The 21,518-nt window shown below is 71.6% G+C and carries 22 protein-coding genes and 1 pseudogene; 6 read left to right on the plus strand and 17 right to left on the minus strand.

The features are described from left to right. Window positions 1–10: 10 nt before the first annotated feature. Window positions 11–1,867, minus strand: coding sequence for a flavin-containing monooxygenase (locus tag ACIPN7_RS11720; protein WP_400541606.1), 1,857 nt, complete (start codon window positions 1,865–1,867; stop codon window positions 11–13). A gap of 126 nt (window positions 1,868–1,993) precedes the next feature. Here ACIPN7_RS11720 and ACIPN7_RS11725 point away from each other — a divergent pair, with 126 nt between their 5' ends. Continuing rightward, entirely contained in the window at window positions 1,994–2,581 is a 588-nt protein-coding gene (locus ACIPN7_RS11725) for a TetR/AcrR family transcriptional regulator (protein ID WP_400541609.1), read from the plus strand. On the opposite strand, the gene ACIPN7_RS11730 is transcribed toward ACIPN7_RS11725, so the two are convergent. The 9 genes from ACIPN7_RS11730 to ACIPN7_RS11770 form a co-directional block, all read right to left on the minus strand. Beyond that, the gene (locus tag ACIPN7_RS11730; RefSeq protein ID WP_400541612.1) at window positions 2,578–3,009 is read right to left on the minus strand and encodes a DUF4383 domain-containing protein; all 432 of its coding nucleotides are present in this window, start codon (window positions 3,007–3,009) and stop codon (window positions 2,578–2,580) included. The genes ACIPN7_RS11725 and ACIPN7_RS11730 overlap by 4 nt on opposite strands. A gap of 70 nt (window positions 3,010–3,079) precedes the next feature. Beyond that, window positions 3,080–3,742, minus strand: coding sequence for a response regulator (locus ACIPN7_RS11735; RefSeq protein WP_400541615.1), 663 nt, complete (start codon window positions 3,740–3,742; stop codon window positions 3,080–3,082). After that, the gene (locus ACIPN7_RS11740; protein ID WP_400541618.1) at window positions 3,739–4,767 is read right to left on the minus strand and encodes a sensor histidine kinase; all 1,029 of its coding nucleotides are present in this window, start codon (window positions 4,765–4,767) and stop codon (window positions 3,739–3,741) included. Before ACIPN7_RS11740 ends, ACIPN7_RS11735 begins: the two co-directional genes overlap by 4 nt. After that, window positions 4,764–6,224 (minus strand): serine hydrolase domain-containing protein, encoded by a 1,461-nt coding sequence (locus ACIPN7_RS11745; RefSeq protein WP_400541621.1) that lies wholly within the window; start codon window positions 6,222–6,224, stop codon window positions 4,764–4,766. The genes ACIPN7_RS11740 and ACIPN7_RS11745 overlap by 4 nt, the downstream gene beginning before the upstream one ends. Window positions 6,225–6,294: 70 nt before the next feature. Next, window positions 6,295–7,806 carry a mannitol dehydrogenase family protein gene (locus ACIPN7_RS11750; RefSeq protein ID WP_400541624.1) on the minus strand — a complete coding sequence of 504 codons (1,512 nt, stop codon included), beginning with the start codon at window positions 7,804–7,806 and terminating at the stop codon, window positions 6,295–6,297. Next, the gene (locus ACIPN7_RS11755) at window positions 7,803–8,621 is read right to left on the minus strand and encodes a carbohydrate ABC transporter permease (RefSeq protein WP_400541627.1); all 819 of its coding nucleotides are present in this window, start codon (window positions 8,619–8,621) and stop codon (window positions 7,803–7,805) included. Before ACIPN7_RS11755 ends, ACIPN7_RS11750 begins: the two co-directional genes overlap by 4 nt. After that, on the minus strand, window positions 8,618–9,562 hold the full coding sequence (locus ACIPN7_RS11760) for a carbohydrate ABC transporter permease (protein ID WP_400541630.1): 945 nt from the start codon (window positions 9,560–9,562) through the stop codon (window positions 8,618–8,620). Before ACIPN7_RS11760 ends, ACIPN7_RS11755 begins: the two co-directional genes overlap by 4 nt. Before the next feature lie 63 nt (window positions 9,563–9,625). Next, a complete protein-coding gene (locus ACIPN7_RS11765; RefSeq protein WP_400541633.1) occupies window positions 9,626–11,002 on the minus strand; it encodes an ABC transporter substrate-binding protein in 1,377 nt (458 codons plus the stop codon). A gap of 344 nt (window positions 11,003–11,346) precedes the next feature. Further along, entirely contained in the window at window positions 11,347–12,177 is an 831-nt protein-coding gene (locus ACIPN7_RS11770; RefSeq protein WP_400541636.1) for a DeoR/GlpR family DNA-binding transcription regulator, read from the minus strand. Between the two features lie 45 nt (window positions 12,178–12,222). Here ACIPN7_RS11770 and ACIPN7_RS11775 point away from each other — a divergent pair, with 45 nt between their 5' ends. After that, complete coding sequence (locus ACIPN7_RS11775) at window positions 12,223–12,396, plus strand: hypothetical protein (RefSeq protein WP_400541639.1); 174 nt, start codon at window positions 12,223–12,225, stop codon at window positions 12,394–12,396. A 16-nt stretch (window positions 12,397–12,412) separates the two neighbouring features. On the opposite strand, the gene ACIPN7_RS11780 is transcribed toward ACIPN7_RS11775, so the two are convergent. Continuing rightward, window positions 12,413–13,204 (minus strand): helix-turn-helix domain-containing protein, encoded by a 792-nt coding sequence (locus ACIPN7_RS11780; RefSeq protein ID WP_400541642.1) that lies wholly within the window; start codon window positions 13,202–13,204, stop codon window positions 12,413–12,415. A gap of 201 nt (window positions 13,205–13,405) precedes the next feature. On the opposite strand from ACIPN7_RS11780, the gene cynS reads away from it, so the two are divergent. Both cynS and ACIPN7_RS11790 read left to right on the plus strand, forming a co-directional pair. Beyond that, window positions 13,406–13,858 carry a cyanase gene (cynS, locus tag ACIPN7_RS11785; protein WP_400541645.1) on the plus strand — a complete coding sequence of 151 codons (453 nt, stop codon included), beginning with the start codon at window positions 13,406–13,408 and terminating at the stop codon, window positions 13,856–13,858. A gap of 26 nt (window positions 13,859–13,884) precedes the next feature. Next, window positions 13,885–14,697 carry a formate/nitrite transporter family protein gene (locus tag ACIPN7_RS11790; protein ID WP_400541648.1) on the plus strand — a complete coding sequence of 271 codons (813 nt, stop codon included), beginning with the start codon at window positions 13,885–13,887 and terminating at the stop codon, window positions 14,695–14,697. On the opposite strand, the gene ACIPN7_RS11795 is transcribed toward ACIPN7_RS11790, so the two are convergent. Beyond that, window positions 14,694–15,953: a TerC family protein gene (locus ACIPN7_RS11795; RefSeq protein ID WP_400541650.1), complete on the minus strand. Its 1,260-nt coding sequence runs from the start codon at window positions 15,951–15,953 to the stop codon at window positions 14,694–14,696. The genes ACIPN7_RS11790 and ACIPN7_RS11795 overlap by 4 nt on opposite strands. A 206-nt stretch (window positions 15,954–16,159) precedes the next feature. On the opposite strand from ACIPN7_RS11795, the pseudogene ACIPN7_RS11800 reads away from it, so the two are divergent. Next, window positions 16,160–16,513, plus strand: a pseudogene (locus tag ACIPN7_RS11800) (macro domain-containing protein); the annotation flags it as partial. 426 nt (window positions 16,514–16,939) lie between these two features. Here the strand turns inward: ACIPN7_RS11800 and ACIPN7_RS11805 are convergent. The 3 genes from ACIPN7_RS11805 to ACIPN7_RS11815 are packed head-to-tail and all read right to left on the minus strand — an operon-like array spanning window position 16,940 to window position 18,604. Beyond that, complete coding sequence (locus ACIPN7_RS11805; protein WP_400541653.1) at window positions 16,940–17,560, minus strand: DUF3618 domain-containing protein; 621 nt, start codon at window positions 17,558–17,560, stop codon at window positions 16,940–16,942. Further along, window positions 17,557–17,979: a phage holin family protein gene (locus tag ACIPN7_RS11810; protein ID WP_400541656.1), complete on the minus strand. Its 423-nt coding sequence runs from the start codon at window positions 17,977–17,979 to the stop codon at window positions 17,557–17,559. The genes ACIPN7_RS11805 and ACIPN7_RS11810 overlap by 4 nt, the downstream gene beginning before the upstream one ends. A 31-nt stretch (window positions 17,980–18,010) precedes the next feature. Then, on the minus strand, window positions 18,011–18,604 hold the full coding sequence (locus tag ACIPN7_RS11815) for a hypothetical protein (protein ID WP_400541659.1): 594 nt from the start codon (window positions 18,602–18,604) through the stop codon (window positions 18,011–18,013). A gap of 216 nt (window positions 18,605–18,820) precedes the next feature. On the opposite strand from ACIPN7_RS11815, the gene ACIPN7_RS11820 reads away from it, so the two are divergent. After that, window positions 18,821–19,285: a hypothetical protein gene (locus tag ACIPN7_RS11820; RefSeq protein WP_400541662.1), complete on the plus strand. Its 465-nt coding sequence runs from the start codon at window positions 18,821–18,823 to the stop codon at window positions 19,283–19,285. Between the two features lie 76 nt (window positions 19,286–19,361). On the opposite strand, the gene ACIPN7_RS11825 is transcribed toward ACIPN7_RS11820, so the two are convergent. Then, on the minus strand, window positions 19,362–20,084 hold the full coding sequence (locus tag ACIPN7_RS11825; protein ID WP_400541665.1) for a PAS and ANTAR domain-containing protein: 723 nt from the start codon (window positions 20,082–20,084) through the stop codon (window positions 19,362–19,364). 106 nt (window positions 20,085–20,190) lie between these two features. After that, window positions 20,191–21,501: a cytochrome P450 gene (locus ACIPN7_RS11830; RefSeq protein ID WP_400541668.1), complete on the minus strand. Its 1,311-nt coding sequence runs from the start codon at window positions 21,499–21,501 to the stop codon at window positions 20,191–20,193. Window positions 21,502–21,518 lie beyond the last annotated feature (17 nt).

A 21,518-nucleotide genomic window follows, 5' to 3' on the forward strand; every position in this document is an offset into this window, starting at 1 on the left:
GACCCGCCCCTCATCGCCCGGCCTCCCCCGCGGGTGCCACCTCCGGCAGCACCAGCACCTCGCTCATGTCGCCCTCGCGCCACTGCGCGAGCACGCGGTGGAAGGCGACCGGCCCGGGGCTGTACGACGTCGGCGCGCCGCCCTTCCGCGTGCCCTCACCGTTGTAGTACCCGGGCGTGCACTCGGCCAGGAACGCCGAGTTGTCCTGCCCGTCCCCCGCCTGTGCGATGGTGGCGGCCCAGGCGTCCTGCGCCTCCTCCGCCGGTTCGACGTAGCGCGCGCCGGTCTTGGCGGCGCGGGCGACGACGGCGGCGATGTGCCCGGCCTGCTCCTGCAGGATGTGCACGAAGTTCACCGAGTTGGCGTTCTGCGCCGCGCCCAGGTGGAACAGGTTGGGGAACCCGTGTGTGTAGAAGCCGTGCAGCGTGCGCGGGCCGCGCGCCCAGGCGCCCAGCAGCGGGGCGCCGCCGCGGCCGAGGACGGGCAGCGTGCCCGACACCACGCCCGAGACCCCGACCTCGAAGCCGGTGGCGAAGATGACGCAGTCCACCTCGTACTCGTCCTCGCCCACCACCACGCCGGTCTCGGTCATCCGGGTCACCCCGCCGTGGTCCGCGGTGTCCACGAGCGTCACGTTCGGCCGGTTGAACGACTGCAGGTACTGGTCGCTGAAGCCCGGCCGCTTGCACATGTACCGGTACCAGGGCTTGAGCGCCTCGGCGGTGACCGGGTCGGTGACCACCTCGTCGACCCGCGCCCGGATCTGGTTCATCTTGACGAAGTCGGCCAGCTCGTCGAGCCGCTCGCGCTCGGCCGGGTCGAGCGTCGTGTCCACGGCGCCCGTGATCATCTGGCGCTGCAGCCGCGCGGTGCCCGTCCAGCCGTCGCGCGTCAGGTCCTCCGCGACGTCCTCTCCCGCCAGGATCGCCAGGAAGTTCTCCATCCGCTCCCGCTGCCAGCCCGGCCGCAGGCTCGCCGCCCACGCCGGGTCGGTGGGCCGGTTGTCGCGCACGTCCACCGACGACGGCGTCCGCTGCAGCACGTAGAGGTGCGCCGCGTCCCGGGCGACGTGCGGGATGGCCTGCAACCCCGTGGCCCCGGTGCCGATCACGGCGACGCGCTTGTCGGCGAGGCCCGTCAGGCCGCCGTCCGCCGTGCCGCCCGTGTACCCGTAGTCCCAGCGGCTGGTGTGGAACGTGTGGCCGCGGAAGTCCTCGATGCCCGGGATGCCGGGCAGTTTCGCCTGCGAGAGCGTGCCCGAGGACACCACGACGTGCCGGGCCCGCATGGTGTCGCCGCGGTCGGTCCGCACCAGCCACTCGTCGGTGTCGTCGTCCCAGCGCAGCTCCGTGACGCGCGTGTGGAAGACGGCGTCCCGGTACAGGCCGTAGTGCTCGGCGATCCGCACGGCGTGCTGCCGGATCTCCTCGCCGGGCGCGTACCGCCACTTCGGCACGTAGCCTGTCTCCTCCAGCAGCGGCATGTACACGTACGACTCGATGTCGCAGTGGATGCCCGGGTACCGGTTCCAGTACCAGGTGCCGCCGAAGTCGCCCGCCTCGTCCATCATCCGCAGCGACTCGACGCCGGCCTCGCGCAGCCGGGCGCCGGTGAGCAGGCCGCCGAACCCGCCGCCCACCACCAGCACCTCGACGCGGTCGGTCAGCGGCTCCCGCTCGACCCGCTCGGTGTACGGGTCGGCCGCGTAGTAGCCCCACTCCCCCGCGGCGCGCCGGTACTGCGCCGCGCCGTCCGGCCGGACGCGCCGGTCCCGCTCCTGGCGGTACCTCGCCCGCAGCGCGTCCGGGTCGAACCCCAGGCCGGCGGTGGGGTCGGTGTTGGTATCGGTGCTGGTCAGGTGGGACAAGGCAGAGCCTCTCGTCAGCGGTTCGGCGGGTGTCCCCCGCCGACCACATGAAAACGTACATCCATGTACGTTTTCAACCCCTGCTCCTGTGGCGTCCCGCACGGGCCGGGCCGTTACCCTCGGCCCATGGTGGTAGAACGCACGCGACGCGACGCCGCGCGCAACCGCGACCTGCTCGTGGCGGCGGCCCGCCGGGCGTTCGCCCAGCGCGGCCCGGACGTGCCGCTGGAGGACATCGCGAGCGAGGCCGGCGTCAGCCGCACCACGCTGCACCGCCACTTCGAGAACCGGGAGGCGCTCGCCTCGGCCGTCCTGGAGCACAACGTCACCGACATCGAGGCGCGGGCGACCGCGCTGGCCGAAGCCGACGACGGCGCCGAGCGGCTGTACCACTTCCTGCTCGACGTGCAGTTCGAGTCCCCGTGGCTCGCGCGCGTCGTCGCGGACGGCCGGATGCCCGGCACCGCCGACCTGGCCGCGCGGACGGCGGCCGCGCTGGACCCGCTGCTGGACCGGGCCCGGTCCCGCGGCCGGGTACACCCCGGCGTCGGCACCGGGGACGTGCTGCTCACGCTGCCCATGGTGATGGCCGTCCAGGCCGCGGCCGACGCCGTGGAGGCGCCGGCCCGCCTGGGCACGACCCGGGCGATCCTGCACCGGGGCCTGTTCACGACGGAGCCGCCGACGGCGGCCCGTCCGAGGAGCCCCGCCTAGTAGGCGGCGGACTCGGTCTTGCGGTGGGGCCACAGCGCGATGGCCAGCCCCGCCAGGACGCTCAGGGCGTGCAGCCCGTTGTCGGCCGCGTTGATGTTGAGGAAGTTGATCTCGGGGTTGCCCACCGCGAACAGCCCGTACACGAAGGCCGCGCCGTACCCGGCCACCAGCAGCCAGCCGAACGTCCGCGCCCGGCCGAGGGTGGACCACAGGCTGATCCCGAGCACCCCGATCAGGAGGTGCACGATGTTGTGCAGCGGGTTGACGGCGAACCCGAGCAGCGTCTGGCTGTGATCGTGCTCGGCGAAGCCGCTGAACCCCGTCACGAGGAACCCCACGGCTCCGACCAGCAGGTACACCACGCCGATCGTCAGGGCGAGCCACTGGGACACCCCGCGAGTGCGCGTCGAGGACATGGATTGCGTCATGGCGTTACTCCGTTCTGTTCGGCGTTCTCCCACGTGGTTCGGAGCCGAGCCAGGTCCGGATGGGGTGGGTTTACGACGACTTCTGCTCGACGAGCCCCGCCTCGTACGCGAGGATCGCGGCCTGCACCCGGTTGCGGACGTCGAGCCGCGCCAGGATCGCGCTGACGTGCGCCTTCACCGTGCCCTCGGAGAGGTGCAGGCGAGCCGCGACGTCCTGGTTGGCCAGCCCCTGGCCGACCAGGGCGAGCACCTCGGTCTCGCGCGGGGTCAGCACGCCCACCCGGTCGGCCGCCGCGCGCCGTCGTGCCGGCAGCCCCGTCCGGTACCCCGTGATCATCCGGTGCGCGATGCGCGGCGAGAGGTACGCGGCTCCCCCGGCGACCGCGTGCACGGCGATGATCAGCTCGCGCGGGTCGGCGGCCTTCAGCAGGAACCCGGCGGCGCCCTCGTCGAGCGCGCGGGCGACGTAGTCGTCCTCGTCGAACGTGGTCAGCACGACCACCGCGACCTCCGGGACCGCGCGCCGCAGCTCGGCCGCCGCCGCGAGCCCGTCCATGGTCGGCATGCGGACGTCGAGGAGGACGACGTCGGGCCGGTGCCGCCGGGCGAGCTCGACCGCCTGCGCGCCGTCCCCGGCCTCCGCGACGACCTCGATCCCGGGGTCGCTGCCGAGGATGGCGGCGACACCCACCCGGAGCATCGCGTCGTCGTCGGCCAGCAGGACGCTGATCACGCGACCTCCCGCGCGGCCGGGATGCGGGCGCGGACGGCGAAGCCGTCGCCCGCCGGCCCCGCGCCGAACGTCCCGCCCAGGAGCCGCACCCGCTCCGCGAGGCCGACCAGCCCGCTGCCACCGCGACCCGGCTCCGGCCGGGTGCGACCCCCGGTGCTCGTGACCTCGACCCGCACCGCGTCCTCCTCCCGCAGCACACGCACGGTCACCCTCGCACCCGGCGCGTGCCGGGCCGCGTTGGTGAGCGCTTCCTGCACCACCCGGTGCGCCGCCTGGTCGGCGAGGCTCCCCACGTGCTCCGCGCCACGTTCCGGTACGCCCTCCAGCCGCACGTCCAGGCCGGCCGACGCCGCTCGCCCGACCAGTGCGCCGATCGTCTCGCGCACCGGCACGAGCGGCCCGTCCCCGGCAGGCTCGTCCCGGAGCGCGACCAGCGCGACCCGGAGCCGGTCGGTGGCCTCCGTCGCGGTGACCCGGATCCCGGCGACCGCCTCGCGGTCCGTCTCCCTGCCGGCGGCGGCCAGCCCGGACGACACCTCCAGCGCCCCGGCCCGCACCGCGATGAGCGCCAGGTCGTGCCCCACCAGGTCGTGCAGCTCCGTCGCGATCCTGGCCCGTTCCTCGGCCCGTGCGCTGCGGGCGACCAGCTCCTGCTCGCGCTCGAGCCGGGCCACCCGCTCGGCCGCGAGCCGGGCGAGCTCGGCCTGCTGACGGCGGTTGCGCCCCGCGAGCCACGGCGCGACGACGAAGACGGCCAGCAGCATGGCCCCGGTGGCGGCCGTGCCGACGTCCGCGAACGCGAGCGACGCCACCAGGACCGCCGCGCCGGCGAGCAGCCGGCCGACGCCGGGGGCCCGCAGGTGCCTGCCGTGCAGGTAGGCGAGCGGCGCGAGCGCGGGGAAGGCGAGCTGCCGCCAGAGCGGCAGCTCGTCGGCCCCGATGCTGTTCAGCAGCGCCAGCACCGCGAGGGCCGCCAGGCCGACGCCGCCGGCGACCTCGTGCCGGTCGGGGCGGTGGTCGGTCACGCGGCCGACCCTACCGGGCGCCGGAGCAGCGCCCGGAGCCGGGAGCCGAGCACGGCGAGCCCTGCCAGCGCCGCCACCAGCAGCATCAGCACCGCGGGCAGCCCGAGATAGAGCAGGGAGGGCCACGGGAAGGTGCGGCCGCCGGTGAGGAAGGTCGCGAGCGCCGGCAGCAGCACGAGGACGAGGGCGGGGAGCGCGAGCCAGACCAGCCGCAGCCCGGTGGCCCACCGGGCCCGGCCCACGCGGCGCGTGGCCCAGCGCGGCGCGCGCCGTACGCCGACGACGCCGAGCGCGCCGGAGCCGAGCAGTGCGGCCGCGAGCCCGAGGTCGAGGGGCCGCGTCCCGGCCGCCGGCTCGGGGTCTTCGCCGCGGGTCAGTGCGATCAGCCCGTCCAGAGCGGTCCGGGTGACGTCGGTGAGTCCGGTGCCGTTGGTCAGCACCGCGATGCCGTAGCCGGTGGCGGGGTCGATCCACTCGACGGCCCGGTAGGTCATGACGAAGCCGGAGTGCCAGCGGGTCCCGTCGTCCTCGGTGTGCCAGCCCAGGCCGTAGTCGCCGACGCCCGACGGCGTGTGCATCGCCTCCAGGCCGGCCGGCGAGACCAGGGCGGGGCCGTGACCTGTCTGGTCGATCAGCCACCGTCCCATGTCGGCGGCGGTGGTGATGACGCCGGCGCTGCCGGTGTCGTCGAACCACCGGGGCTCCTCGCGCGGGATCCACCAGCCGAACAGGGAGGTGTAGCCGTCGGCGGGCCGGACGACGTCGTCGCGGGTGGCGCTGCCGGACATGCCGAGCGGCCCGAACACGCGCTCGGCCAGGAAGTCGCCGAACGACTGGCCGGAGGCCACCTCCACCAGACGTGCGGCGACGTCGAAGTTGACGTTGCAGTACGCGTAGGTGGTGCCCGGGTCGGTGGCGAGGGTGTCGTCGTGCAGCCGGGCGACGTAGTCGGTGCGGGACGTCGCCTCGGCCAGGTCGGCGACGTCGACGCTGGTGTCGGCGAGCCCGGACGTCTGGTCCAGGAGCTGGCGGACGGTGATCTCGTCGACCCGCGGGTCGACCATCCGCAGCTCCGGGAGCTGGTCGGTGACGCGGCCGTCGAGGTCGATCCTGCCGTCCTCGGCGAGGATCAGCACGGCCGTCGCGGTGAACGACTTGGTGACCGACGCGATCCGCATGGGGGTGTCGGCGGTGACCGGGGACCCGTTCGCGTCGTGCCCGTACCCGGCGGCGTGGACGACCTGGTCGTCGTGGGTCACGACGGCGGACAGGCCGGGCACCCCCGAGGCCTGGTGGAGGTCGGCAAGGTAGGTGTCGATCGCCTCGGGGGTGGGCGCGGCCGGCGGGTTCGGCCCGGCTGCGTGGGCACCGGCGGCGGTGGTCGCGAGGCCCGCCGTCGCGATGCCCAGCGCCAGCAGCACCGCCGTGAGATGCCTGGTCAGGGGTGTGCGTTCCATGTCCGGCACGCTAGGGAGCGGCCGGCACCGGGCACATCGGTCAGGTGTCCGGACCACCCCCTGACGAAAGTCAGGGGTGGTCCGGCCGCGGCGCCCCCACGGTGAGTGCCTCCAGCGTCGCGCGCGCCCCCGCCTGGTGCAGGGAGCCGAGCGCGTCGAGGTAGGCCGCGACGAAGCGCGGCTCGGTCACGAGCGACCCGAACAGGTCCGGGCTGCGCAGGAAGGCCACGGCGTCGCCGCGCTGCGCGCGGGCGAGCGGCACGAGCCGGTCGGCGAACCGGTCGACCACGTCGATGGGCTCGCCCTGCTCGTCGGTCCCCTCGGCGTAGCGGGCCCAGCTCGCGACGATCGCCGCCGACCGCATGATCTCGCCGCCGGTGCCCAGCTGCTCGCGCACGATCGGCACCAGCCACTTGGGGATGCGGTCCGAGGTCTCCGCGCACAGCCGGGCGAGCGTGTCCCGCACCTCCGGGTTGCCGAACCGCGCCACGAGCGTGGTCTTGTACTCGTCGAGGTCGACGCCCGGGACCGCCCGCAGGGTCGGCGTCGCCTCGCGGTCCATGAAGTCGCGCACGAACCGCGCCACGACGGGGTCGGCCATCGCCTCGTGCGCGTACCGGTAGCCGCTCAGCCACCCGAAGTAGGCGATGGCCTGGTGGCTCGCGTTGAGCAGACGCAGCTTCATCAGCTCGTACGGCTCGACGTCGGCCACGAGCTGCACGCCCGCGTGCTCCAGCGGCGGCCGGCCCAGCGGGAACCGGTCCTCCAGCACCCACTGGAAGAACGGCTCGGCCACCACGGGCCAGCGGTCGGCGACGCCGAGCCGCTCGGCCACCAGGGCCCGGTCGGCGTCCGTGGTCACCGGCGTGATGCGGTCCACCATCGAGCTGGGGAACGCGACCTCGTCGTGCACCCACCGGCCGAGGTCCGGGTCGCGCAGGGCCGCGAAGGCGGCGAAGACGGTCCGGGCCTTCTCGCCGTTGCCCTGCACGTTGTCGCAGGACATGACGGTGAACGGCGGCAGGCCGCGCGCCCGCCGTCGGGCCAGGGCCTCCACCACGTAGCCGAACACGGTGGCCGGCACGGCCCCCGGCCGGGCGTCGGCGACGACGGCGGGCGCCGTCGCGTCGAACTCGCCGGTGACCTGGTCGAACCCGTAGCCGCCCTCGGTGATGGTCAGCGACACGATGCGGGTGTCGGGGTGGGCCATGCGCTCCAGCACGGCCTCCGGGTCGTCCGGCGCGAACAGGTACTCCACGATGCTGCCGACCACCCGCGCGTCGAGGCGCCCGTCCGGGTGCTTGGTCACGAGGGTGTACAGGCCGTCCTGCGCCCGCAGCGCGTCGCGCATGGCGGCGTCGCCGGGCAGCAGGCCGACGCCGCAGATGCCCCAGTCGCGGGCCTCGCCGCGCCGCAGCAGCTCGTCGACCGCGAGCGCCTGGTGCGCGCGGTGGAAGCCGCCGACACCGAGGTGCACGATCCCGGCGCGGACGCCGGTGCGGTCGTAGGGCGGCAGGCTGACGGCGCCGGTCCCGGCCCCGGTCCCGACATCGGGCAGCGGGACGGCGAGGTCCAGGGTCACTTGATGGCTCCCATCGCGAGGCCGCGGACGAGCTGCTTCTGCGCGATCCACCCGGCCAGCACCACGGGGACGATCGCGACGGTCGCGGCCGCGGACAGGACGGCGAGGAACTGACCGCGGCCGTCCACGAAGCTCGTGAGGAACGGCGGGGTGGGCCGCGCCACCTGGGCCGTGAGGAGGTTCGCGAGGAAGAACTCGTTCCACGCGAAGATGAAGCAGATCAGGCCCGCGGCGGCGACGCCGGGCAGCACGATGGGCAGCACCACGCGGAAGATCTCGGTGCCCAGGCGGGCGCCGTCGAGCTGGGCGGCCTCGATGACCTCGCGCGGCACCTCGGCGAGGAACGACCGCATCATCCACACCGCGATGGGCAGGTTGACGCCCACGTAGAGGATGGTCAGCCAGGTGATGTTGTCGAGCCCGCCCACGGACTGCAGCAGCAGGTAGACGGGGATGATCGAGGCGGCCACGGGCATGAACCGGGTCGAGATGAAGAAGAACAGCGCGTCGCGCACGTTGGCGACCGGGCGGATGCTGAGCGCGTAGGCGGCCGGGACGGCCAGCACGAGGACCAGCAGGGTGGACCCGAGGCTCGCGCTGAGCGAGTTGATCAGGTACGGCAGCATGTCGCGCGCGAAGACGGCGTCGAACTGGTCGAGCGTGAGGTCGGGGGCGAACGTGGGCGGCATCGTGGCGGCCTGGTGCTCGGGTTTGAAGGCCGTGAACACCATCCAGGCCACGGGGAAGAAGAACATCAGCACGAGCACCCAGGTGGCCGCGGTGAGCAGGGCCGCGCGCAGGCGCGAGGACGTCATCGGTCGATCCCTTCCGTGGAGAAGACCTTGAAGAGGGTGCGCAGCGCGACCGACGCGACGACGATCGTGACGAGCACGGTCATCACGCCGTACGCGGCGGCCTCGCCGACCTCCAGGCCGACGAACGCCCGCTCGTAGAGCAGGTAGGACAGCGTCTTGGTGCCGCCCGTGCCGCGCGTCATGATCGCGATCGGGTCGAAGACCTGGAGCAGCATGATCGAGGCCAGCAGCACCGCGATCTCGACGTACTGGCGCAGGTGCGGCAGCGTGATCGAGCCGAACGTGCGCAGCGCCCCGGCGCCGTCGACGGCGGCCGCCTCCAGCACGTCCCGGTCCTGCGCCTGCAGGCCGGCCAGCAGGATCAGCATGGCGAACGGCGTGTACTGCCAGGTCAGCACCAGGATGATCGTGAGCATCGGCAGCTCGGTGTTCCAGGCCACGGGCGGCAGGCCGACCAGGCCGAGGCCCCAGTTGGCCATGCCGGTGGCGGCGTCCAGGATGGACCACTTCCACACCAGCGCCGCGGCGGCGGGCATGACGAGGAACGGCGTGATCATCAGGGTCCGGGCCACGCCGCGCCCCACGAAGTTCCGGTCGAGCAGCACGGCGAACAGCATGCCGAGCAGGGTCGAGGCCACCACGGAGGTGCCGGTGACGGCGACGGTCGCGCCGAGCGACGACAGGAACGAGCCGTCGCGCAGCACGGTCACGTAGTTGTCGAGGCCCGTGAAGCCGCGGTCGCCGGGCCGCAGCATGTTCCAGCGCTGCAGCGAGTAGTAGATCGTCAGCACGAACGGGATCTGGGTCAGGACGATCGAGGTGGCCAGCGCGGGCCAGAGCAGGGCGCGCGAGACGGCCAGCCGGCTTCGGCGGCTCTGCTCCCCGGTGGGCGTCGCCCGCAGGGGCCGACGGCGCGTCGGGGCGGACATCAGTACGGTCATGTGGCCCTCCAGGGCGCGAGGGGCCGGGTGCGGGGAGTACGGCTCCCCGCACCCGGGGTCCGGCTACTTCTGGGCGTCGCCCGCCTCCTGTGCGAGGTCCTGGGCGCGGTCGAGCACGGGGGCGAGCTCGCTGCGGCCCGCGAAGACGTCGGCCAGGTCCTGCGAGACCTGGTTGCCGAGGTCCTGGAACTCCGGGATGGTGACGTACTGGATGCCGGTCCACGACTGCGGCGCCACCCCCGGCTGCTCCGGGTTCACGGCGAGCATGATGTCCCGCGTGATGGGCGCGAACGACGCCGCGGCCTCCTCGTACTCCGGGATCTCGTACGTCGAGTTCCGCGCGCCCGGGGGCACCCGGCTCCAGCCGAGCTCCGTGCCGACGAGCTGGTGGTACTCCTTGCTCGTCGCCCACTTCACGAACTCGATCGCCGCGTCCCGGTTCTGCGTGGTCTCGGGGATCGCGAGGTTCCAGGACCACAGCCAGCCGGACTCCTCCGTCTCGACCACCGGCGCGTGGGCGTAGCCCATCTTGCCCGCGACCTGCGACGACTCCGGGTCCTCCAGCAGGCCGGCCGCGACCGTCGCGTCGACCCACATCGCGGACCGGCCCTGGCTCACGTTGTTCAGGCACTCGGTGAACCCGGTGGAGACGGGGTCGGCCTCCCCCGCGTCCTCGACGAGGTCCACGTAGAACTGGACGGCCTCGGCGAACTCCGGCTGGTCCACCTGGGCGTTCCACTCGGCGTCGTACCAGCTCCCGCCGAACGTGTTCACCACCGTCGTCAGGGGCGCGAAGACCTCGCCCCAGCCGGGCTTGCCGCGCAGGCAGATGCCGTCGACGTCGTCCGAGTCGACCTCGCGGGCGATGTCCGCGACCTCCTGCCACGTCGGGTGCTCGGGCATGGTCACGCCCGCCTCGTCGAGGATCTCCTTGTTGTACATGAGCATCGAGGACTCGCCGTAGAACGGGACGGCGTACAGCGAGTCGTCGACCGTCAGCGCGTCCTTGACGGGCTCGAACAGGTCGTCGACGTCGTAGTCCGGGTCGGACTCCAGGTCTCCGCCCAGGTCGGTGAGCCAGCCGTTCTGCGCCCAGATCGGTACCTCGTAGGAGCCGACGGTGACGATGTCGTACTGGCCGCCGTCGGTCGCGACGTCCTTGGTGACGGCGTCCCGCAGGTCGTTCTCCTCCATCTGGATGAAGTTCACCGTGATGTCCGGGTGCTCCTCCTCGAAGGCGGACTTCAGCTCCTCCATGTCCTTCATCTGGGGGTTGTTGACGGTCGCGAGCGTGAGCTCGACCGGCCCGCCGTCCTCTCCGGCGGCGTCACCGTTCCCGCCGCCTCCCGCCCCGGCGCAGGCGGTCAGCGCCAGCGCGAGCGCCGCGGCCGCGAGGCCGGCGGGCGCGGCCTGGCGGCGCGCAGTTCTCGTGAGCATCATTGCTTCGACCCTTCTGGTCACGTCGTCGTGAGGTGTCGTGGTGCCTCGTCGTGGTGCCTCGGCGTGCTGCCGTTCGGCGTCCGACGGGGCACGGTCCGCACATCGTGGGCCGGGCCGCATACCGGGTCAACGAGGGTGAAACCCAAACGGTCGGCGAGACTGTGGTATCGCACAGCGAGGTGGGGTCCGAGGGCCCGACGGCGGGGGCAGGCACGGCTGCCTGACGCCCGCACGACCGACGTCAGGGTCCGTTCTGCCCGGTTCTACACCGCGCCGCCACCTGGGAAAACGCATCCCGCACCGGGCACGAACTGCTGGTCCCGAGGGGTCGACCGGTCACGCCCTCAGACCTGGACGATCTCCGCCCCGGCCGCGTGGAACGCACGCGCCCGCGCCGAGCCGAGCTGCGTGCCGGTGATCATCGCCTCGAAGTCGTCCAGGCCGGCGAACCGCACGAAGCTGGTCACGCCGAACTTGTGGTGCGCGCCGATGAAGATGCGGCGCCTGCTCACCTCGATCGCGGCGGCCTTCACGCTCGCGACCGTCGGGTCGGGGGTGGTCAGGCCGTCCTCGACGGTCACGCCGTTCGCGCCGATCAGCCCGAGGTCGAGGCGGAAGGTGCGCAGCATGTCCACGGCCGCGCCGTCGACCACGCCCAGGGTCTTGCCCCGCACGCGCCCGCCGATGATGATCACCTGCACGTTGGGCCGGGCCGACAGCTCCGTCGCGACCGGCAGGGAGGACGTGACCAGCGTGAGCTCGCGGTCGGTCGGCAAAGCGCGCGCCGCGAGCAGCGGCTGGAACCCCTCGTCGACGAAGATGGTCCGCGCCTCGCCCAGGCGCCGCGCCACCTCGGCGGCGATCCGCGCCTTCTCCTCCGGGAAGCTCTCCCGGCGCTGGGACAGCGCCGTCTCGAACGAGCTGGTCTCGACCGGAAACGCGAGACCGTAGCTGCGCCGCACCAGGCCCTGCGCCTCCAGCTTGCGCAGCTCGCGGCGCACGGTCTCCTGCGAGACGGACAGCATCCGGGCCGACTCGCTCACCTCGATCCGGCCGCGCCGCCGCACCAGGGCGAGCAGCTCCGCGGACCGCGCGGCCTGCCGCACGGCGCTCGCCGGGGGCGCGCCGGGCTCCGGCGCTGCCGGCACCGTCCCGGCGGACGCGTCGAGCACCATCCCCTAGCCTCCCGTCGTCGGGCTCCTGGGCCCCGAGTCTGCCGCGTGACGGCGCATCTCGGAACCCCCGCCCGGGGGTCGGCCCGCCAGCAGCGCACCCCGCGCGGCGCCCGCGAGCGCCTCGGCCAGCTCGTCGACCCGCTGCGGGTCGGCCGGGATCTGCGGCGTGGCGACGCGGAGCGGATCCTCGAGAGTGTCGTGCCGGAGGCTCGCCTGTAGAACCCGCTGGACAGGCCTAGCTGCTCGCTTCCGGCGGACGCACCTGGCTCGGGGCGTAGCCGAAGCGTCGACGGAATGCCCGTCCGAAGGACCCTGGGTCGAGGAATCCGGAGCGCTGGCACGCCGTCTGCACGCCGTGTCCTCGTTCCAGCATGCTGTGCGCGAACTCGAGACGGATCCGCCGCACCTCGGATGCGGGTGATCGCCCGACGTCTGCGAACAAGGTCTGCAGCGATCGCACCGAGACGTGCGCCTCGGCGGCGAGGTCGGCCACGGAGAACAGGGGGTCCGCGAACCGTTCGTGGATGATCGCGTACAACCCGTCGCGCAGCACTGCCCGCGACGGGAGGCGGGCGGACGTCGGCGCCGAGTCGCGCAGACGCTCCTCAGCCCTGTGCCGCACGGCGTCGGAGGCAGTGGGCGTGAAGCTCAGGACCGTCGCGCCCGTGTCATGGAGCCTTCTCGTCGACCAGTGCACCGGGCGTGGGTCTCCCTCACGCGTCACGAACCATTCCTGGCCTTGATGCTCCAGTCCCCGCGCGCAGATGATCGGACACTCGTCGGGTGGATAAGAGGTCCCGTCGAGCCGGTTGCGGTGGAGAAGCTCATGACTGGGACCACCAACGATATCGGACTCATTCCTGTAGCCGAGGAAAGAGACCGCTGCCCTGTTCGCGACGACCACGGATCCTTCAGGTCCGATGACCCATAACGGAACGGGAGCCTCACTGACCACGTCCGCGAGCAGCAGCCACTCCGCCGCACGCTCGGCGGTGGGTGTCGTCGGGTATTGCGTCAGTCCGGCCATCAGCTCCTCCGTTCTCCCGGGGACGGTACGCGCAGGGCGATCCCGCATTCGTTGCGCCGACGTTTCGCACTCGTAAAAGGGCGCTGCTGGTTCGCGTTCTGCGCATTGCCGTTCGCAAAAGGCCTAGGAGTGCGCGGTGCCGTTCGGTGAGGTGGAGGCACACGGGCGGTACCCGACCGCCTCCGTCCGACCGGAGATCAGATGACCACCTGGAACAGCACGCGAGAGGCCGCGACGCAGGACGTCCGCGAATCCCTGCGTCGGTCAGGAACGACCTGGGCGGAGATCGCCGAAAGTGTCGACCGCCCCCTGCTGTGGACCATCGCCGCGCTCCTGGGTTCGCACCCTGTCCCCGCCGACGTCGCCGAGGCCGTCGGCCGGCTGCTCGCACTCGACGAGGACACCGTCATCGCCCTCCAGGAGCAGCCGTACCGCCTCAACGGCGACACGCTCAGGGCGGACCCGACGATCTATCGCTTCTACGAGCTCCTGGACGTCTACGGCCCGGCCCTCAAGGAAGCCATCCACGAGGAGTTCGGCGACGGGATCATGAGTGCGATCAACTGCAACGTCGAGATCTCCCGCCGAGAGGACCCGGACGGGGACCGCGTGCGCGTCACCATCGACGGCAAGTTCCTGAAGTACCAGTGGTGACCCAGACCTCGATACGGAGCCCCCTCATGTCTTACGTTGCCCCCAAGGACTTCGCGATCCGGATGGTCGACGCCGGCCAGTCCAAGGCGTTGATGTCCACTCGCGACACCTTCATCCGCAGCTACATGGCGGGCGCGATCCTCGCTCTGGCCGCTGCCTTCGCCGTCACCGTCAGCGTGCAGACCGGCCAGCCGCTCGTGGGCGCCGTCCTCTTCCCGGTCGGCTTCTGCATGCTGTACCTGCTCGGCTACGACCTGCTGACCGGCGTGTTCACGCTTGTTCCTCTCGCGTGGCTGGACAAGCGCCCCGGGGTGACGGGCGCGGCGGTGCTCCGCAACTGGGGACTCGTCTTCCTGGGGAACTTCGCCGGGGCGCTGACGACCGCTCTGCTCATGGCCATCGTCTTCACCTATGGCTTCTCCAGCCCACCGAGTGACGTCGGCCAGGCGATAGGTGTGATCGGTGAGGGCCGGACCGTGGGTTATGCGGAGCATGGACTGGCCGGCATGCTCACCCTTTTCGTGCGCGGAGTGCTCTGCAACTGGATGGTCTCGACCGGCGTCGTCGGCGCCATGATGTCCGACAGCCTCCCGGGCAAGGTCATCGCAATGTGGATGCCGATCATGGTGTTCTTCTACATGGGTTTCGAGCACTCTGTCGTCAACATGTTCCTCTTCCCGATAGGGCTCATGCTCGGCGGCAATTTCACGATCGGCGACTACCTGCTCTGGAACGAGTTGCCGACAGTTCTCGGAAATCTCGTCGGTGGATTGATGTTCGTCGGAGTCGTGATCTATCGCACGCACCTCAAGACGTCCCCGGAAAGAGTGTTGCGCTAGGGCCTGTCCGGTGAACGGCTCGGTCGCGGGGAATCACCGGACACGGCCTGGGCCGTCCCGTCCCGGACCGCCCGGCGCACCGACTCGTCGTGCTCGGTGTGCGCCCGGTGCAGGAGGTCCATGAGCTCGCTCTCGTCGCGGGCCTTCTGGCGGTACTTCTCGCCGAGGTTCTTGATCGCAGTCTCCTCCTCGCACAGCGCGGCGTAGACCCGGATGCGCTCGGCGTGGTCGGCCGTGTACCCGAGGTCCAGGTACTCGGTCGCGTGGCGGCGCGCGTTGGCGATCGCCGTCTGCGCGCGCCCCGCCTTGCTCCACAGCGACGCGACCACGGTCACCGTGATCACCCCGAGGATGACCGTGAGGGACAGACCCGTGCTGATCTCGAAGACCGGTACCGGCTCGCCCCCGTTGATGAACGGCACGTTGTTCTCGTGCAGTGCGTGGAGCACCAGCTTGACCCCGATGAAGGCGAGGATGACGGCCAGCCCGTACGAGAGGTAGATCAGCCGGTCGAGCAGGCCGTCCAGGAGGAAGTAGAGCTGGCGCAGGCCCAGGAGCGAGAACGCGGTGGCGGTGAACACGATGTACACGTCCTGCGTCAGGCCGAAGATCGCGGGGATCGAGTCGAGCGCGAACAGCAGGTCGGTGCCACCGATCGCCACCATGACCAGGAGCATCGGGGTCAGCGCCCGCTTGCCGTCGTAGATCGTGAAGAGCTTGTCGCCGTCGTAGTCCGGGCTCGTGTGGAACAGCCTGCGGGCCACCCGTACCGCGATGTTCTCGTCGTGCCTCGACTCCGAGCTCTCCGGCTTGAGCATGTTGCCGGCGGTGACCAGCAGGATGAGCCCGAAGATGTAGAACACCCAGGCGAACGAGTTGATGAGGGCGGCGCCGAGGAAGATGAACCCGGTGCGCGCGGCCAGGGAGAACGTGATGCCGAACAGCAGCACCTTCTGCTGGTCCTCGCGCGGCACGCGGAAGCTCGTCATGACGATGAGGAAGACAAAGAGGTTGTCGACCGACAGCGCCTTCTCCGTGATGTAGCCGGAGAAGTACTCCGACCCCGCGGCGACCCCACCCAGCACCAGCACACCCACCCCGAAGAGCAGCGCGATCCCCACGTAGATCGAGGACCAGATCGCGGCTTCTCTCAGCCCGGGGACGTGCGCCTTGCGCACGTGGAAGAAGTAGTCGAAGAGGAGCAGCAGCACGATCGCTGCGACCGTGAGCGTCCAGACGAGCGGCGAGACATCCATGCGGCCTGCTTTCGGTCGAGGGACAGAGCCGCTCGCTGCCCGCGACGGGTTCGGGCAACGAGGTGGCTGGTGTCCGGACGAGGCGAGGTCTTAGAGGTTACTCGCAGGCCCCGGTCGGTTCTCGTCGAAACGCATGGACCAGGCCGTGAACCGGCGTCCGTGTCAGACACGGGTGGTACTCCTGGGGCGTGACCCGAGCACCGATGATGACCGAAGTACACGGCAACCTGCTGGAGGCCGACGTCGAAGCCCTCGTGAACGCCGTGAACACCGTGGGTGTCATGGGCAAGGGCATCGCGCTCCAGTTCCGCCGCGCCTTCCCCGAGATGTACGACGCGTACGTCCGCGCGTGCAAGGCGGGCGAGGTCGCTGTCGGCCGGATGCACGTCTGGGCGACAGGTGCGCCGACCGGGCCGAGGTACGTCGTGAACTTCCCGACGAAGAAGCACTGGCGGTCGGGCTCTCAGCTCTCGTACGTCGACGACGGCCTGGTCGATCTCGTCCGCGTGATCCGGGAACACCGGATCCGGTCGATCGCGATCCCGCCGCTCGGCGCGGGCCACGGCGGGGCTGGACTGGGCCGAGGTGCGCCCGCGGATCGAGGCTGCGCTGGGCGGGCTCACCGACGTCGACGCCCGCCTCTACGTCCCGGAGGTGCGCCCGCCGGAGGCACGATGAAGCCCGCGCCACGCCCGAGGCGGGAATCTGACCAGCCCGTCACCGTGGACCACGCGAGGAGCCCGGCCCTCCCGACCGGACCCGGGAGATACTCACACGATGAAACGTGTCATGTGGGCCTGACCTGGGGCGGATCGGACTCGGTCGGGCCGAAGGAATGCGGTTGGCCGCAGCTCACATGGTCGCCCTCCGCGTGCCGGCGATTGCCTTGAACGTCGTCAGCTCGTCGAGCCCCCGAGGTTCAGTCGCCGAAGCCGAACAGCAGAAGGGCTGCCGACCTGCACCGTCGGCAGCCCTTTCAGCGTCGATCAACCAGTCGTTCGTGAGCGGACGTCGGCGGCGGCCTCACGACTGTGCTCAGCGACCGTCTGAGCCGCACTCTTGGCTGCGTCCCGGACGGCCTCGGCGCCCTCCTTGGCCGGCTGCTCGAGGTCGTGCGCGATCTCGCTCGCCGCCGACTTCACGTCGTCGACCAGTGGGGCCGCCTTCTCCTGGACGGCGGTGGCGGCGCGCTGCTCGGTACGGCTGGACGGCAGGAGCGCTGCGACCACCAGGCCCACCCCGAAGGCCACCAGACCGACCGCGAGAGGGTTGCCCTGAGCCTGCTCCCGAACGACGCGCGGGGCCGACCCGACGGTATCGGCGACGGACGATGCTGTGCGCCGAGCGGAGTCCGCGGCGGAGGCTGCTGCCCCCCGTCCTCGGTCGGCCATGTCGTGCGCCGCCTCCTGCGCGGTGCCCGTCGTGTCGTGGGGCGTGCCCATGACCCGGTCCTTGACGTGGGCCATGCCGGAGCGCACGCGGTCCGCCTGGCGTCGTGCGGCGTGGCCAGGGTGCACCTTGTCGCCGAGCTCGTCGACGTCACGGCTCAGCTCGTGGCGCGTGCGCTCGATGTCCGCCCGGATCTCTTCGGGATCACTGGTGCTCATGAGTTCTTCTCCTCGTGCCCTCGCAGTGCGTCTGGGATCTTCTTGACGGTGTCGGTCGTCCGCTGCAGCCCCTCGATGGAGCGCAGCTCGGCTCGCCCGCGCGCGGCGAGCACCGCGGCGATCACCGCCCACACGGCGGCGACGATCAGGGCGGACCAGCCACCGCCCACGAGCGTGCCGAGCGCCCACCACAGAGCGAGCGACAGGAAGACCAGGACCATGTGGCCCGCCACTCCCGCGCCGCCGAACAGCCCGGCGCCCTTGCCGGCACGCCGCGCCGACTGCGCCACCTCGGCCTTCGCGAGCTCCATCTCCTGCCGGATCAGCGTCGACAGATCGCGACTCACCTCAGCGACGAGCTGTCCCACGCTCGACCCGGTGTGGCCGCCCGACGACGTGGCCGATGGCTCCGTCGACATGTGCTGCGCCGCGCTGGACGGTGCGAACGGATCAGGTGCGCTCGACAAAGATCTCACCCCCGGTGGTCTGCGGCGCTGTGGCGTCCGGCGCGTCCTTCGCGCCACGGAGGAACCGCCCCACCAGCAGACCGGCTCCGGCCGTGATCGCGATGAACACCCCGGGCCGACGCCGGGCGAAGTCCTCTACCTCGTGCAGGACGTCAGCAGGCTTCCGGTCCTCCATCCACCGGGCAGCCCGCCCGGTGGCCTCCCCGGCGCGCTGGACCAGGTCGGTCGCGTAACCGGGGTCCTCGGCTCCTCCCGCCATCTGGCCCAGCTCGTCCCCCAGGGAGCGCAGGCCGTTGGCCAGGTGCTGCTGCTGGGATGCCGCCTGCGACCTGAGCTCGGTCCGGGTGCGGTCGATCAGTCCGCGGGTGCGGTCGGTCGCCTCGTGGGCCACGTCGCGTGCCCGTTCCTTGGCGTCGTGGGCCGTCTCCCGGCTTGCTTCACCGACCTGTGAGGCGGCCTCGGCGACTTTCTCCTTGACGCCAGCGGGTTCGGTCCCTGCGTCCCTCTCGGTGTCGCCGGCCGGCCAGGTTCCCTGCGAACCAGCCGTTGTCCCGTACGGAACGTTCGTCTCGCTCATGGTCGGACTCCTGTCGTCGTCCTCGCCCGGTCTGCCCGAGCGCAAAGCACTGACCGCGGTGGTCCGTGCCCACCGATCCGGCCGCTTCCTGACCACTCACCAACGTAGGACGACGGATGCCACTCGCAACCCAGCGATGCTGCTCGTGGAACGCCGCCCAGACAGGGAGGCCTTGTCCATATAGTCCAGTTCGTTCTATCGTGCGAGGTGGGAGTCATGAAGCGGCTCCAGGTCCGCGGGGGGTGCCTGGAGGTTCGCATGACATCTGTTCAGCCACTCACGGGCGGTCTCGACAAGGGTGCCGACCGCACGCCGCACTCCTCGGTGGAAGGCGCAGGCCTGGGCGCGGACCCTGGCCAGCCGGAACTCGCGACGGACCGTACCCTCATCGGCCAGGCCATGATCGAGCGGGCCAAGACCGTGATCGTCGTGGCGGTGCGCGTGGACGATGACGAGGCCGCGCAGATCCTGCTCGACGCCGCCAACCAGGCTGCGATCCCCGTGCGCGTCGCCGCAGGCCAGGTCATGACCGCCCTCCAGACCGGCACCGAAGAAAGCGAAAGGCAGGAGACCCCCGTGCGCGACACGTTGTTGCGCGCTCTCGGAGCCGTCCGTCCGGTGTCCGCGCCGGAGGACCTCGACACACCGCCCGCCCGGTGCTCCACGGACCAGGTCACCTGACTCCGGCCAGGGTTCGTCGCCGCGTCCTGGTTCGTCCGCCCGGGAGATGGGGCGTCGTCGATCGCCTGCGAAAGCTCTAGGCGCTCTCCCCGGAGAGGATCTCCTTGACCTCGCTGACCGCGCTGGGCGGGATCGGAGCCGCCAGGAACTCCTCGATCGTCTTGCGGGTCGGGACCAGCGTGACGTCCGGTCCCGCGAACAGGTGCACCAGCGAGTACGCGATGTCGCGAACCGCGATGTTCGCCGCGTTGGAGGCCTGGCGCAGCAGATCGAACGACTCGTCGCTCTCGACGCCGTAGACCATCATGAGCACACCCTTGGCCTGTTCGATGACCGCTCGCCGTTCGGCCGACGCCTGGATCGAGGCAGTCGCCTCGCGCGCCGCCGCCTCGCGGTGTGACTCGGTGACGTCGAGGAAGTAGCCGAACAGCTCGGTGACCTGGCCCGTGCCGGGGTCTCTTCTCCCCTGCCCCGTGACGGCAAGCGTCCTGGTCCTGCCCTGGGCGTCCACGATGCGATGCACCGAGCTGAAGGTCTCCCCCGTGGCTGCCGCGCGGCGCAGCACTCCGTCGACACGTCCACGGTCGTCGGGGTGCTTGTGGGCCAGCATGAGTGGCGTCGTCGGCACGATCTCACCGGGCCGGAACCCGTGCATCACATAGATCTCGTCCGACCACGCCCACTCGCCCGTCGCGAGGTCGAGCCGGTACCGACCCACTGGCGGCCGGCCGCCTCCGTCAAGCGCCCGCTCGATCTCGTCGTCGAGCGAAGGACCACCAGGCATCTGCGCAGAGCTCACGTCGCAGCCTCCAATGCAGGTTCGAGCCGTTACCGCTTTGGCCACCACGCTATGCGGACTGCAATACCGCCACCAGTCCCGCGGCCGCACAGTTCTCAGCGGTTGGTCACCGCTCCCCGAGCCGGAAGCGCAAGCCCAGGTGGTCCACCGTGGCCGGCAGCGGGTCGCGCGCGAGGTAGCGACCCCGTTCGACCCGCAGATCGTGTGCTGCCAGACCCGCGAGCAGATGGGAGGTGACCAGCAGGACGAGACTCCGACCCGGACAGGAGACCGGCCCGCCGCTGAAGGGGATCAGCCCCCAGTCGGCGTCGTTGCGACCGTCGAGCCACGCCTCGGGGACGAACTCGTTCGCGTGGTCGAGCCGCTGCGGGTCACGGTGGAAGAAGGAGCTCACGACGGCGAACCCGGTGCCGGCCGGCAGGGTGCGCGCGCCCCAGGTCGTGGGACGGGTCGAGTCCCGCAGCACGACCAGAGTCGTCGGCCACAGGCGCAGCGACTCCAGCACGCAGGCGCGCGCGTACGGCAGCACCGCCAGGGACGTCCCCTCCGACGCCGTCTCGGACAGCAACCGCTCCCGCACCCGCGGACGGGCCGCGACCACGGCGAGCGCCCGGAAGGTCGCCGCCCCAGCGGCATCGAAGGCGAAGAGCCAGTGCGGCACCTGGCTGGGCGCCGTGGCCGGGTCCTTGGCGTGGGCCGCGTTGACCAGCGCACCCTGCCGCGCGGTCGCGGCGTAGTACTCGATGCGGCACTCGAACTTCCAGCGGAGCCGATCTCGCCGGGGGTGCAGCCACGACCAGTTCGCGTCCCGGCGCAGGGTCTCGAGTGCGTTCACCAGATCGTGGTCCGTGCATGCCTCGGTGCCCAGCACCATGTCCAGGACGATGCGCCACCACGTGGTGGAGAAGGCATCGGCGTCCAGCCCTCCTGTCCGGACCAACCGGTCCGCCAGAGTCACGGCACCGCGCCGGACGGCGGCCACGAACGCCGCCCCGTCGTCGTGCACGGCGTGGTCCGTCTGCAGCACGTGGTCGTTGAGCTCCCGCCGGCGCCGGCGCCGGGAGTTCGGCGAGATCAGCACGCCTTCGGGCTGGAAGTGTGCGAGGGCTCCGCGCTTCTCCTTGGTCGCGGGCGTGAACGGTTCGGGCGAGCCGTCGAGCAGCCGACGCACGTCGTCGGCCAGGGTGACCACCACCAGGCGCCGCGTGCCGATCCGCAGCACGAGCGGGGCGCCGCCGTGGCGTTCACGCAGCCCGGCCAGGACCACGTGCGCCGCGCGGTCGGTCTGATGACGCTCGGCCCACGCCGTGGCGTGGGGACGCCGGACGATCGCCCCCTGAGCGACCAGCGGAGCCAGCACCTTGCACACGACGTCCGTCGTCTCGGCGAGGGTCAGGTCGACAGGCGTGGAACTCATCGCACCTCCTCGCCGGG

It is taken from the genome of Promicromonospora sp. NPDC090134 (genome assembly GCF_044746965.1).
Classification (GTDB): Bacteria; Actinomycetota; Actinomycetes; order Actinomycetales; family Cellulomonadaceae; genus Promicromonospora.